Origin of the sequence: Rhodoblastus sp. (genome assembly GCF_052145335.1) — a bacterium.
Taxonomy (GTDB): Bacteria; Pseudomonadota; Alphaproteobacteria; order Rhizobiales; family Beijerinckiaceae; genus Rhodoblastus.
The window spans coordinates 1-11,133 of record NZ_JBKQOU010000220.1 but is presented as its reverse complement, the minus strand read 5'-3'; the positions used below and the strand labels follow the sequence as shown (position 1 = coordinate 11,133).

At 64.7% G+C, this 11,133-nt stretch carries 14 protein-coding genes; 9 read left to right on the top strand and 5 right to left on the bottom strand.

Going from position 1 to position 11,133, the window contains the following annotated elements; all coding sequences use genetic code 11:
• The 3 genes from ACLP2E_RS13810 to ACLP2E_RS13800 form a co-directional block, all read right to left on the bottom strand.
• A partial coding sequence (locus ACLP2E_RS13810; RefSeq protein WP_442466275.1) for an aminopeptidase P family N-terminal domain-containing protein occupies positions 1 to 589 on the bottom strand: 589 nt, incomplete at its 3' end.
• Between the two features lie 58 nt (positions 590 to 647).
• Positions 648 to 1,595 (bottom strand): 50S ribosomal protein L11 methyltransferase, encoded by a 948-nt coding sequence (locus ACLP2E_RS13805; RefSeq protein WP_442462854.1) that lies wholly within the window; start codon positions 1,593 to 1,595, stop codon positions 648 to 650.
• A 9-nt stretch (positions 1,596 to 1,604) separates the two neighbouring features.
• Entirely contained in the window at positions 1,605 to 2,060 is a 456-nt protein-coding gene (locus ACLP2E_RS13800) for a hypothetical protein (RefSeq protein WP_442466274.1), read from the bottom strand.
• Here ACLP2E_RS13800 and nrdR point away from each other — a divergent pair.
• From nrdR to ACLP2E_RS13785, 3 genes are read left to right on the top strand one after another with little or no spacing between them, the layout of a single operon-like run.
• Positions 2,059 to 2,550, top strand: a complete 492-nt coding sequence (gene nrdR, locus ACLP2E_RS13795; RefSeq protein ID WP_442462856.1) for a transcriptional regulator NrdR — start codon at positions 2,059 to 2,061, stop codon at positions 2,548 to 2,550. The genes ACLP2E_RS13800 and nrdR overlap by 2 nt on opposite strands.
• A gap of 1 nt (position 2,551) precedes the next feature.
• Positions 2,552 to 3,658: a bifunctional diaminohydroxyphosphoribosylaminopyrimidine deaminase/5-amino-6-(5-phosphoribosylamino)uracil reductase RibD gene (gene ribD / locus ACLP2E_RS13790; protein WP_442462857.1), complete on the top strand. Its 1,107-nt coding sequence runs from the start codon at positions 2,552 to 2,554 to the stop codon at positions 3,656 to 3,658.
• A 4-nt stretch (positions 3,659 to 3,662) separates the two neighbouring features.
• Positions 3,663 to 4,298, top strand: coding sequence for a riboflavin synthase (locus ACLP2E_RS13785; protein ID WP_442462858.1), 636 nt, complete (start codon positions 3,663 to 3,665; stop codon positions 4,296 to 4,298).
• Between the two features lie 15 nt (positions 4,299 to 4,313).
• Here ACLP2E_RS13785 and ACLP2E_RS13780 read toward each other — a convergent pair whose 3' ends face one another.
• Positions 4,314 to 4,619, bottom strand: a complete 306-nt coding sequence (locus ACLP2E_RS13780; protein ID WP_442462859.1) for an ArsR/SmtB family transcription factor — start codon at positions 4,617 to 4,619, stop codon at positions 4,314 to 4,316.
• A 107-nt stretch (positions 4,620 to 4,726) separates the two neighbouring features.
• Here ACLP2E_RS13780 and ACLP2E_RS13775 point away from each other — a divergent pair, with 107 nt between their 5' ends.
• On the top strand, positions 4,727 to 5,485 hold the full coding sequence (locus ACLP2E_RS13775; protein WP_442462860.1) for an SDR family oxidoreductase: 759 nt from the start codon (positions 4,727 to 4,729) through the stop codon (positions 5,483 to 5,485).
• 47 nt (positions 5,486 to 5,532) lie between these two features.
• Here ACLP2E_RS13775 and ACLP2E_RS13770 read toward each other — a convergent pair whose 3' ends face one another.
• Positions 5,533 to 6,063 carry a YidB family protein gene (locus ACLP2E_RS13770; RefSeq protein WP_442462861.1) on the bottom strand — a complete coding sequence of 177 codons (531 nt, stop codon included), beginning with the start codon at positions 6,061 to 6,063 and terminating at the stop codon, positions 5,533 to 5,535.
• A 189-nt stretch (positions 6,064 to 6,252) separates the two neighbouring features.
• Here ACLP2E_RS13770 and ACLP2E_RS13765 point away from each other — a divergent pair, with 189 nt between their 5' ends.
• The 5 genes from ACLP2E_RS13765 to ACLP2E_RS13745 all read left to right on the top strand — a co-directional run bounded on the left by ACLP2E_RS13765 (position 6,253) and on the right by ACLP2E_RS13745 (position 10,942).
• Positions 6,253 to 6,513 carry a GlsB/YeaQ/YmgE family stress response membrane protein gene (locus ACLP2E_RS13765; protein WP_442462862.1) on the top strand — a complete coding sequence of 87 codons (261 nt, stop codon included), beginning with the start codon at positions 6,253 to 6,255 and terminating at the stop codon, positions 6,511 to 6,513.
• 113 nt (positions 6,514 to 6,626) lie between these two features.
• Complete coding sequence (ribH, locus tag ACLP2E_RS13760) at positions 6,627 to 7,115, top strand: 6,7-dimethyl-8-ribityllumazine synthase (protein WP_442462863.1); 489 nt, start codon at positions 6,627 to 6,629, stop codon at positions 7,113 to 7,115.
• The gene (gene nusB, locus ACLP2E_RS13755) at positions 7,115 to 7,570 is read left to right on the top strand and encodes a transcription antitermination factor NusB (RefSeq protein WP_442462864.1); all 456 of its coding nucleotides are present in this window, start codon (positions 7,115 to 7,117) and stop codon (positions 7,568 to 7,570) included. Before ribH ends, nusB begins: the two co-directional genes overlap by 1 nt.
• Before the next feature lie 25 nt (positions 7,571 to 7,595).
• Positions 7,596 to 8,588: a thiamine-phosphate kinase gene (gene thiL, locus ACLP2E_RS13750; protein WP_442466273.1), complete on the top strand. Its 993-nt coding sequence runs from the start codon at positions 7,596 to 7,598 to the stop codon at positions 8,586 to 8,588.
• Between the two features lie 215 nt (positions 8,589 to 8,803).
• Positions 8,804 to 10,942: a sodium-translocating pyrophosphatase gene (locus ACLP2E_RS13745; protein WP_442462866.1), complete on the top strand. Its 2,139-nt coding sequence runs from the start codon at positions 8,804 to 8,806 to the stop codon at positions 10,940 to 10,942.
• Positions 10,943 to 11,133 lie beyond the last annotated feature (191 nt).

Sequence of the window (11,133 nt, the reverse complement as noted above, 5' to 3'; positions counted from 1 at the left end):
CGGCGCTCAGCGCCTTGGCGATTCTCTCGAGTTTCTTCTCCGCCGTCTCGCCGGCATATTTACGCGGATGCAGTGTGACCGCGCCGAGCGGCGGCGCCGGACGGTCGGACCACAAGCCGTCGATCGGATTTTCCCCGCTCGCGACCAGAACCGCGCCGGCCTTTTGCGCAGCGGCTATGAAGCGCTCGACCTGCGCCGGCGTGTGCAGCCAGGGATCGTAGCCGATGCGCCAACCCTTGCGCGCTTCCTTGGCGAGCCATTCGCCGGGCGAGGTTTCGCCTATGCCGACGAGCGCGAAAACCTTGGCGTCGACCTGTTCACGGGCCTGCACAGTATAGCGGCCATCGACGAACAGCGCCGCCTTGTCGCGCAGCACGATGGCGAAACCGGCGCTGCCGGTGAAACCGCTCAGCCAGGCGAGGCGCTCCTCGCAGGGGGCGACGTATTCGTTCTGATGGGCGTCGGCGCGTGGAACGAGAAAGCCGTCGAGCTTCGCCTTTTTGAGCGCGGCGCGAAGGTTTTTTACCCGCGAGGCGCCGAGCGAGGGATCGGCGGTTTCGACATAGGTCTGGAAATGGGACTCGAACATTTGAACAAGTCTAAAGAGCTTTTCGCGTCACGGAAACGGGAAAACGCTTGCAGCCTGCTTAATCGCAAGGAAGAGGCCTCGGCGCCGCGCCGCCGCGCCGCAGCAGCAGCGTCGCCCAGCCGTCGAGGTCGCGGCGGCGGGCGAGGGCGAAACCCTGCGCTCCCCAGGCCGACAGCACGCCGGGAACGTCGCGCGCCAAAAGCCCCGACAGCACCACGTCGCCGCCCGGCGCCAGCAGCGGGGAGGCCGAGCGCGCCAGCAGCCGCAAGGGCTTGGCGAGAATATTGGCGAGGATCAGGTCGTAACGGCCTTTGGCGTTCAGCGCCGGATGCGCCGCGCCCTTGGCGACGACCGGGCGCAGCCAGGGGCCGGCGCCATTGAGCACTGCGTTTTTGCGCGCGGCAGCCACCGCCTCGGCGTCGATATCGCCCGCCGCGACGGGCGTGTGCAGGGCGAGGGCTGCGGCCAGCGCGAGGGTGCCGGCGCCACAGCCGATGTCGAGCACATGACGCGGACGGCGATTTTTCAGGATGTCGTCGAGAAACAAGAGACAGCCGCGCGTCGTCCCGTGGTGGCCGGTGCCGAACGCCAGCGCCGCCTCGATTTCCATGGCGATGTCGTTGGGCCTCCGGCGTTCGCGGTCATGGCCGCCATGCACCAGGAAACGCCCGGCGCGCACGGCGGAAAGTCCTTCCAGCGCCGAGGCCACCCAGTCTTTCTTTTCCACGCGGCCGAAAGCGATCCGCCCGGCCAGTTCCTCGCCGACGGCGCAGGCGACCAGGGCGCGGACATTGTCCTCGTCCGGAGCATGGCCGAAATAGACTTCGACCATCCAGGGCGTCGAAGCCCAGGAGGCGGTCGAGGCGTTCTCCTCGAAAGCGGCCGCCGCCGTCTCGGCCGGGTCGAAGGTCTCGACCACGAGATCGGCGATGGAGCGGGCCTGGGCCTCGTCGCATTTGAGCCGCATCACATGGGCGGCGTTATTGGGGGGCAAACCTTCGAGCATTCGCGCGCTCTAGCATGAGGCGGCGATCAAGTCGATGCGGCTTGCACACTGCGCAAGCGCCGTTATGGTGGGCAGCGCAACGGTGAGGGTACAATGCGGATCTTTGCTATTTTTGCTGTGATCGGCCTGGCTTTTCCCCAGTTCGCCGCCGCCGACGCGCCGAGGGCGGAAAAAATGGCGACCGCTCCCGTTCTGGCCTTTGGCGAGCGAAACCCATCCTGTCTGGAATGGACCGATGGCTGCGTCGTCTGCCTGCGCGGCGCGTCGGGAAGAAGTTGCTCGACGCCGGGAATCGCCTGTCAGCCGACCGAAATCCACTGCAAGCAATTGGACAGATAAAGCTTTCTCGTCAAATTCTTGTCCCGCGACGATGAAAATGCACAATGCGCGCTTGCGAGCGGCGGCGAAGCGATTCGCCTTGAACGACGTTGCGCAGGAAAACCGCCGAAAGGGGGCTTGTCTCATGCGTTGTCCCTATTGCGGCAGTCTCGACACCCAGGTGAAGGACTCGCGTCCGACCGACGACAGTTCATCGATCCGCCGCCGTCGCGTCTGTCCGGATTGCGGCGGACGTTTCACCACTTTCGAGCGCGTGCAATTGCGCGAGCTGACGGTTGTGAAGAAATCGGGCAAGCGTGCGCCGTTCGACCGCGACAAGCTGATGCGCTCGGTGCAGGTCGCGCTGCGGAAAAGGCTGGTCGATCCCGAACGCGTCGATCGCATGATCAACGGGCTGGTGCGCCAGCTCGAAAGCTCGGGCGAGGCGGAAGTTCCGTCGGAAAAGATCGGCGAACTGGTGATGCAGGGGCTTAAACCCCTCGATGAAGTCGCCTATGTGCGCTTCGCCTCGGTCTATCGCAATTTCCGCGAGGCGCGCGATTTCGGGCCGCTGCTCGATGAATTGTCCTCCGAAGAGGGCGGGCCGCCGCCGGAAAAGTCGAAACAGGACGTCTGATATGGCGCTTTCCGGTGAGGACGAGAGGTTTTTCCTGGCCGCCCTGGCGCTGGGAAGGCGCAACCTCGGCGCGACCGCGCCCAATCCAGCGGTCGGCGCCCTCGTGGTCCGCGATCGCGTCGTGGTCGGACGCGGCTGGACGGAAGTGGGCGGACGCCCTCACGCCGAGCCGCTCGCGCTCGCCCTGGCCGGCGAACAGGCGCGTGGCGCCACTTTATATGTGACGCTCGAACCCTGCGCCCATCACGGCAAGACGCCTCCTTGCGCCGAGGCGGTCTCCGCGTCGGGCGTGACGAGGGTCGTGGCGGGGCTCGCCGATCCCGATCCGCGCGTCGCCGGAGAGGGGTTCGCGCTGCTGCGCGCGGCGGGGATCGAGGTTGAGGCCAACGTCTTCCCAGACCTCTGCCGGCGGGCGCATCGCGGCCATATTCTCCGCGTCACCGAGCAGAGGCCGATGGTGGCGCTGAAAATCGCACAGACGGCGGACGGCCAGGCGGCAGGCGGGGAGCACGACAGGCGCCTGGCCATCACGGGGCTGGCCGCCAATCTGCGCACCCATGTCCTCCGGGCCATGCACGACGCAATCATGGTCGGCATCGGCACGGTGCTCGGCGACGACCCGCTGATGACCGTCCGCCTCGCCGGATGCGACCGCCGCCCGCTTCGCGTGGTTCTGGACGCGCGGCTGGACCTGCCTTTGCGCTCCCGCCTTGTCGTCGGGGCGCGGGAAGCCCCGGTTCTGGCGATCTGTGGCGAAGGCGCCCCGCAGGAAAAACGCGACGCCCTGCTCGCTCAGGGGGTTGAAATTGAAAATTGCGCGCTCGACGGCGCCGGCAGGCTCGAGCTGCGCGCCGCCTTGGGCGTTCTGGCGCGGCGGGGGATCACGCGGGTGTTTTCGGAAGGCGGGCCGCGCGTCGCCGCCGCCTTGATCGCGCAAGGACTGGCCGACGAAATGGTGCTGTTGACCAGTCCGCGGCCGCTGGGGCGGCCCGGCGTCGAGGCTTTGTCGGAGCCCTCGCGGGCCGCACTGGCCGATCCATCGGCCTTCAGGATCGTCGAGCAAGGGTTTTTCGGCGCCGATTCGTTCATTTTTTACGAAAGGTTATGAGGAAATGTTCACCGGATTGATTAGCGATGTCGGCCTGCTGCTTTCGGTCGAAAAACGCGGCGATCTGAGACGGCTGAAACTGGCCTCGCGTTATCCGGCGGATAGCCTGTCGCTCGGCGCTTCGGTGGCGCATAACGGCGTCTGCATGACCCTCGTCGGGTTCGGCCCTTGGGCGAAACAGGATGGCGCGGAAGGCGACGGCTACGTCAGCTGGCATGAGGTGGATGCGGCGGCGGAGACTTTGGCCGTGACCACGGCCGGGCAATGGGCGGCCGGCGACCGCATCAACCTGGAGCGGGCGCTCAAGATCGGCGACGAGCTGGGCGGCCATCTGGTGTCCGGCCACGTCGATGGCGTGGCGCGGCTGGTCGAGCGCCGCGACTTCGACGGTATGGCGCATTTCGACATCGAGGCGCCAAGGCAATTCGCCAAATTCATCGCCGAAAAAGGCTCGGTGGCGCTGGATGGAACCTCGTTGACGGTCAACAAGGTCGCCGGCAACCGCTTCACCATCCTGCTGATCCCGCATACGCTCGACGTCACTATCTGGGGAGGACGCAAGGCGGGCGACGCTATCAATCTGGAAGTGGACACAATGGCCCGCTACGCCGCGCGCCTGGTCGAGGCGGCGGCGGAGTAGGGCGCTCGGACGGCGTCAGCGGCAGGCGAGGATCGAGTCGAGCAAGCCCGGAAAGCGCGCCTCCATATCTTCGCGTCGCAGCATGTTGATGTTTTCGACGCCCTTTTTGACCGTTCGCAGCACGCCAGCCTCACGCAGAACACGGAAATGGCCGGTCAGGGTCGAGCGCGGCATGTCCGGGAAGGGCGCCGACTCGGTGCAGTTCTTGCCGTCGCAATGGGCAAGCAAACGCACGATCTCGAGGCGCGTCGGATCGCCAAGGGCGGCAAGCAAGCCCGTCAGCGTGATGTCTGCCTGCGCGGGATGGAGAAATCTGCTCATGTTCTCGTTATAGACTTTTTTCGCGCGGCGCGCACCCCGGCCGCGCTTGACACGTTATTATATTACGATAGTTTCGAAATATCGTAATAATAAATTCGGAGTGGGGCATGTCGCAGAGATTCCTTGGCAAGACAATTGCGGTCACGGGCGGTTCGACGGGCATAGGATTGGCTTCGGCGGAGGCGTTTTTGCGAGAGGGCGCAACGCGGGTTTATATCACCGGCCGCAATCAGGCGACCTTGGCCGAAGCGACGGAGCGCCTCGGCCCGCAATCGGTGGCGGTGGCCGGCGATGTCGCCAATCTGGCGGATCTCGAAAAGCTCAAGACGAAAATCGAGAGCAATGGCGACCGGCTCGACGTGATCTTCGCCAATGCCGGGGTGGCCGAATTCAACGCCTTCGGCGCGACCTCCGAGGGCGAATTCGACAAGATTTTCGGCATCAACGTCAAGGGCCTGTTCTTCACCGCACAGACTTTGCTGCCGTTGCTGCGCGACGGCGGCGCCATTGTGCTGACGGCCTCGATCGCGGGCAGCACGGGGATGGCCAATCTGAGCCTTTACAACGCCTCGAAGGCGGCGGTGCGCTCTTTCGCCCGCACCTGGGCCAACGATTTGAAGGGGCGGGGCATTCGCGTCAATGCGGTCAGCCCCGGCGTGACCGAGACTCCAATTCTTCATAAAGGTTTGAATTTGACCGCAGAACAACAAGCCGGCTTCATCGCTTATGTTCAGTCCAACGCTCCCGCGGGCCGCGCAGCGTCGCCGGAGGAAATCGCCGCCCCCGTTTTGTTTCTCGCGTCATCCGACGCCAGCTATGTGAACGGCGCCGAATTGAGCGTCGATGGCGGTCTGGCGCAAGTCTGAAATGGCGGGCGGCGCGGGATTGCCGCGCCGCCGCGCTTCGATCGGCCTCAGCCTTGCTGGATTTTTCCGCCGGGCGTCAGCTTGTCGATCAGGTTAGGCAGCGCCTGGGCGAGCAATTGCGACATCTGCTCGGGGCTGATGCCGGCCTGCTGCGCGATTTCGGCGATCTTGCCTTGGCCGATCACCGAATTGATCTGCTCGGCGCTGATCGGTTGGTTCTGGCCGGTTCCGACCCAGCTCTCCGCCGCCTGGCCGTGACCGGCCTGGCGGAACTGGTTGAGCAGCGAATCCAGTCCGCCGGAAACTGCGGTCCCGGCCGCAGCGCCGCCCAGCGCGCCGCCAAGCTGGCTGTTGGCGAGCCCGCCAAGCGAACTGGCGATATTGCCGAGAAGGCCGCCAAGGCCCCCGCCGGAGGCTTGCTGCGCGCCTTCGGGCGGCAGCTGCGGCGCGGGAGCGGCGTCTTCTTTCTTGCCGCCGAAAATATGGCCGAGGATCAGGGCGCCGGCCGCGATCATCAACGGTTTGACGAAATCGTTGCCCGGCACCGATTCCTTAACGGCATCGTCGAATTGACCCATTATTCCCTCCTCAAAAGAGGCGCGCCGTCTTGAATGACGGCGCGCCAGTTTGGGTTCCCGGCGGCCGTTACGCAAGTGACAAATTGTTCTTTTAAAAAGGAGCGTTTCGCGCTCAACTCAGCGTGCCCCTGACCGATTCCGGACGGGGGCGCGGCGGAGTAACGCGCCAATTTTGGGGAGATTTTCCGCATGGGCATTCTGAGCTGGATCATTCTCGGACTGATCGCCGGTTTTATCGCCAGCAAGTTCGTCTACAAGAGCGGGCAGGGCATGGTCATGAACCTCGTGCTCGGCATTGTCGGCGCGATCGTCGGCGGCTTGATCGCCACCAATATTTTCGGGTTCAGCGGGGTCTCGGGCGTCAATATTTACAGCATCCTGGTCGCCACCGGCGGCGCCGTCGTCGCGCTCTGGATTTACGGCAAGGTCACCGGCGGCCGCCAGCTGTAAGTTCCGGCGCCACATCCCTTTTCGAGAATTTTCCTCCGCGCTGTCCTTGCCGGGTTGCGCGGAAGCGGCTCACGTACTACTCGTTCGGGCCCCTCCCTTAACCAGGAAGCCCCATGGCGGAGCCCCAAAGAGTTCCTGAGCCGCAAGAATCCGTTCAGGGCGCGCGTTTTCTCGTCATCGAAGCGCGGTTTTACGATTCCATTGGCGCCCTTCAGCTCGAGGGCGCGACGCAGGCGCTTGCCGCCGCGCAGGCGAAATGGAGCGTGGTCCAGGCGCCCGGCGCGCTGGAGATTCCCGCCGCCGCCGCCATTCTGCTCGACGCGGCGGAACAGGCCGGCGAGCCCTATGCCGGCGTCATCGCTCTCGGTTGCGTCATTCGAGGCGAAACATATCATTTCGAGATCGTCGCCGGCGAAAGCGCCCGCGCGCTGATGGATCTCTCCGTGAGCCGCCGGCTGCCGCTGGGCAATGGCGTCCTGACCGTCGAGAACGAGGCGCAGGCGCTTGTTCGCGCCGACAAGGCGCAGCTGGACAAGGGCGGCGACGCCGCGCGCGCCGCGCTGGCCATGTTCCGGTTGAAACTGCAGGCGGGACACATCTGATGGCCGCTGAAAACCGCTCCGCCGCCCGGCTCGCCGCCTCACAGGCCCTCTACCAGATGGAAGTGACGGGCAAGGGCGTCAAGGAAATCCTGGCCGAATTCGAGACCTGGTGGATTGGCCAGGAGGTCGAGGGCGAACAATACAAGCCGGCGGAAATCGCTTTTTTCCGCTCCATCGTCTCCGGCGTGGTGCAGGACCAGGTCGCCATCGACCGCGCCGTCGACCAGACTTTGGCCGACGGCTGGCCCTTGCGGCGGATCGAGGCGCTGATGCGCGCCATTCTTCGCGCCGGCGCTTTCGAATTGCTGAAACGCGGCGATATCCCGGCGCGGGTGGCGATCAAGGAATACGTCGATGTCGCTGGCGCCTTTTTCGATCGCGACGAGGCCGGCATGATCAACGCCGTGCTTGATACGCTGGCGCGAAAGACACGGGCGGCTGAGTTTTCGGCCTGAGGCCGATTCGGGAATCGGGGCCGTCGTGGATGAACCGGAACTGATCGCCCGTTATTTCGCGCCGCTCGCCGGGCCGGGGGGCTTGGGGTTGCGCGACGACGCCGCCCTGCTGGCGCCGCCGCCGGGAAAAGAACTGGTGTTGACTGCCGACGCCCTGGTCGCCGGCGTTCATTTCTTCCAGCAGGACCCGCCCGGAAAAATCGCCGCCAAGGCTCTGGCCGTTAATCTGTCCGACCTGGCCGCCAAAGCCGCTGAGCCCTTGGGTTTCCTGCTCACCTTGGCCTTGCCGCGCGACTGGTCGCTCGACTGGCTCGAAGCCTTTTCTCGCGGCCTGGGAGAAATGGCCTCGGAAAACCATTGCCCGCTGCTCGGCGGCGATACGGTGGCGACTCCCGGCCCGCTCACCCTGTCGATCACGGCGCTGGGCGCGGTCGCCGCGGGCGCCATGAAACGGCGGACCACGGCCTCGCCGGGCGACGCGCTCTATGTCTCGGGAACCATCGGCGACGCGGCGCTCGGGCTCATCCTGCGCCGGGCCGAATGTTCCGGAGAGACGCCGCCGCGCTGGGCGTCCGGCCTTTCATGCGAGCAGCGTGAATTTCTGGTTGGCCGTTATCTCCTGCCTCGGCCGCGTCTGGCGCTCGTTCCCGCCTTGCGCGCGGCCAGCGCCGCCATGGATGTTTCCGACGGGCTGATCGGCGATCTGCGCGCACTGGCGCGAGCTAGCGGCGTCGCCGCGCAAGTGAGTTTAAGCCGGATTCCGCTGTCCGACGCCGCCTCGGCGGCGCTCGCCGCCGATCCGGGCCTTTTCGACACAATGGTCTGCGGCGGCGACGATTATGAAATTCTTTGCGCCGTTCCGCCGCAAGCCGCCGCCGCATTCGAGAATTTTTCGCGCGACGCCGGCGTTCCGGTGACCGCCATTGGCGCCTTGGCCGCGGCGGAAGCGGGCGAGTTGCTCACCGGCCGCGATGGGCGGAAGCAAAATTTTCTACGCGATCGCTTCAGCCATTTCTAACTGAGCAGCCGCTTCCCGCAGGATTCTTTGCGTCTGCGACAGAATGACGCCGACTTTTATCGAGGGCCCGCGCCAACCGGCATTGCGGCTTGCGCGGCTTTATGGAAGATTTGCGCCCCGAAACCGTAGAGTTTGATTCTGGACAATGCTGTTCGTCGCAAAATGACGGACTTGTCAGTGTCAGAATAAGTTTAGGTAAAAAAAGGGCGGGAATAATGGCGATTTGGCTCATCATTTTATGTGGACTGCTGTCGATAGTTTACGGCGTCGTCACAGTCCGGCAGGTCATGGCGGCCGACGCCGGCACGGCGCGGATGCAGGAGATTTCGGCGGCGATCGCGGAAGGCGCGCAGGCCTATCTCAAACGGCAATATCTCACCATCGGCATTGTCGGGGTGGTCATCTTCATCGCCCTTTATTTGTTGCTCGGCGGCAAGGTCGCGCTGGGCTTCCTGATCGGCGCCTTCCTTTCCGGCGCCGCGGGCTTCATCGGCATGAACGTGTCGGTTCGCGCCAATGTGCGCACCGCCCAGGCCGCGACCAAGTCGCTGGCGGGCGGCCTCGACATCGCCTTCAAGGCGGGCGCGGTCACCGGCCTTCTGGTCGCCGGTCTCGCCCTGCTTGGCGTGTCTGTCTATTTCGCCGTCCTCACTGGGCCGATGGGTCTCCACATCAATGATCGCGAAGTGGTCGATTCTCTGGTCGCGCTTGGTTTCGGCGCCTCGCTGATCTCGATCTTCGCCCGTCTCGGCGGCGGCATCTTCACCAAGGGCGCCGACGTCGGCGCCGATCTGGTCGGCAAGGTCGAGGCCGGCATTCCCGAGGACGATCCGCGCAATCCGGCGACCATCGCCGACAATGTCGGCGACAATGTCGGCGACTGCGCCGGTATGGCGGCTGACCTCTTCGAGACCTATGCGGTGACGGTTGTGGCGACCATGGTCCTGGCGTCGATCTTCTTCGCCAAATCGGATGTGCTGGCTTCGACCATGCTTTATCCGCTGGCGATCTGCGCCGCCTGCATCATCACCTCGATCGTCGGCGCGGGCGCTGTCAAGCTTGGCTTCAACAATTCGATCATGGGCGCGCTTTACAAGGGCCTGATCGTCACCGGCGCGCTGTCGGTGGTTGGCCTCGCCGTCGCGACGCAATTCCTGATCGGCTGGGGCTCGATCGGCGAGGTCGCCGGTAAAGCGGTGACCGGCGCCAATCTCTTCGTCTGCGGCCTGGTCGGCCTGGCTGTGACCGGCGCCATCGTCGTGATCACCGAATATTACACCGGCACCGGCAAGCGTCCGGTGGTGTCCATCGCCCAGGCTTCGGTCACCGGCCATGGCACCAATGTCATCCAGGGTCTCGCGGTGTCGCTGGAATCGACGGCGCTGCCGGCCATGGTGATCGTGTTCGGCATCATCGCGACCTATCAGCTCGCCGGCCTGTTCGGGACGGCGATCGCGGTGACGACCATGCTCGGCCTGGCCGGCATGATCGTGGCGCTCGACGCTTTCGGTCCCGTGACCGACAACGCCGGCGGCATCGCCGAAATGGCGGGCCTGCCCAAGGAAGTGCGGCAGTCCACCGACGCGCTCGACGCGGTCGGCAACACCACCAAGGCGGTGACCAAGGGCTACGCCATCGGTTCGGCCGGCCTCGGCGCCCTGGTGCTTTTCGCCGCCTATACCAACGACCTGCGCACCTTCGTCGACCAGGGCCTGCCTTACTTTAAGGACGTCGGACGCGTCGATTTCGACCTGTCCAACCCCTATGTCGTGGCGGGCCTGATCTTCGGCGGCCTGATCCCCTATCTGTTCGGCGGCATCGCGATGACGGCGGTGGGTCGCGCGGCCGGATCGGTGGTCGAGGAAGTGCGTCGGCAGTTCAAGGAAAAGCCCGGCATCATGGACGGAACCGAGCGTCCCGACTATGGCCGCGCCGTTGACATGCTGACCAAGGCGGCGATCCGCGAAATGATCATACCGTCGCTGCTGCCGGTGCTGGCGCCGCTCGTCGTCTATTTCGGCGTGCTGGCGATTTCTGGCAGCAAGGCCTCGGCCTTCGCGGCCCTCGGCGCCTCGCTGCTCGGGGTGATCGTCAACGGACTGTTCGTCGCGATTTCGATGACTTCGGGCGGCGGCGCCTGGGACAACGCCAAGAAGAGCTTTGAGGACGGTTTCGTCGACAAGGACGGCGTCACCCATCGCAAGGGTGGCGAAGCCCACAAGGCTTCGGTCACCGGCGACACCGTCGGCGACCCTTACAAGGACACCGCCGGCCCGGCGGTCAATCCCGCGATCAAGATCACCAATATCGTCGCGCTGCTGCTGCTCGCCATTCTGGCGCATCAGGGCATGTGAAATAAAAAAAGCCGTGCGACGAGCCCGGCTTTTTTCGACGATAAAAAACCCCGCGGATCGCTCCGCGGGGTTTTTTGTTGGGTCCTAGAGCCTTTTCCGATCCGATTGAATCGGATCGGGGCTCTAGTTTTTTGTTTTTACGCGTTTTCTTCATGCGAACCGGTATCCACTTCGCTTGAAAACGCTCTAAT

Excerpts from the sequence above, each read along its gene's own strand:
- ACLP2E_RS13775 (WP_442462860.1), top strand. The coding sequence starts at position 4,727 with ATGTCGCAGAGATTCCTTGGCAAGACAATTGCGGTCACGGGCGGTTCG.
- ACLP2E_RS13800 (WP_442466274.1), bottom strand. The coding sequence starts at position 2,060 with ATGAGACAAGCCCCCTTTCGGCGGTTTTCCTGCGCAACGTCGTTCAAG.
- ribD (WP_442462857.1), top strand. The coding sequence starts at position 2,552 with ATGGCGCTTTCCGGTGAGGACGAGAGGTTTTTCCTGGCCGCCCTGGCG.
- ACLP2E_RS13770 (WP_442462861.1), bottom strand. The coding sequence starts at position 6,063 with ATGGGTCAATTCGACGATGCCGTTAAGGAATCGGTGCCGGGCAACGAT.
- ACLP2E_RS13745 (WP_442462866.1), top strand. The coding sequence starts at position 8,804 with ATGGCGATTTGGCTCATCATTTTATGTGGACTGCTGTCGATAGTTTAC.
- nusB (WP_442462864.1), top strand. The coding sequence starts at position 7,115 with ATGGCCGCTGAAAACCGCTCCGCCGCCCGGCTCGCCGCCTCACAGGCC.
- ACLP2E_RS13780 (WP_442462859.1), bottom strand. The coding sequence starts at position 4,619 with ATGAGCAGATTTCTCCATCCCGCGCAGGCAGACATCACGCTGACGGGC.
- ACLP2E_RS13765 (WP_442462862.1), top strand. The coding sequence starts at position 6,253 with ATGGGCATTCTGAGCTGGATCATTCTCGGACTGATCGCCGGTTTTATC.
- ACLP2E_RS13785 (WP_442462858.1), top strand. The coding sequence starts at position 3,663 with ATGTTCACCGGATTGATTAGCGATGTCGGCCTGCTGCTTTCGGTCGAA.
- ACLP2E_RS13805 (WP_442462854.1), bottom strand. The coding sequence starts at position 1,595 with ATGCTCGAAGGTTTGCCCCCCAATAACGCCGCCCATGTGATGCGGCTC.
- ribH (WP_442462863.1), top strand. The coding sequence starts at position 6,627 with ATGGCGGAGCCCCAAAGAGTTCCTGAGCCGCAAGAATCCGTTCAGGGC.
- nrdR (WP_442462856.1), top strand. The coding sequence starts at position 2,059 with ATGCGTTGTCCCTATTGCGGCAGTCTCGACACCCAGGTGAAGGACTCG.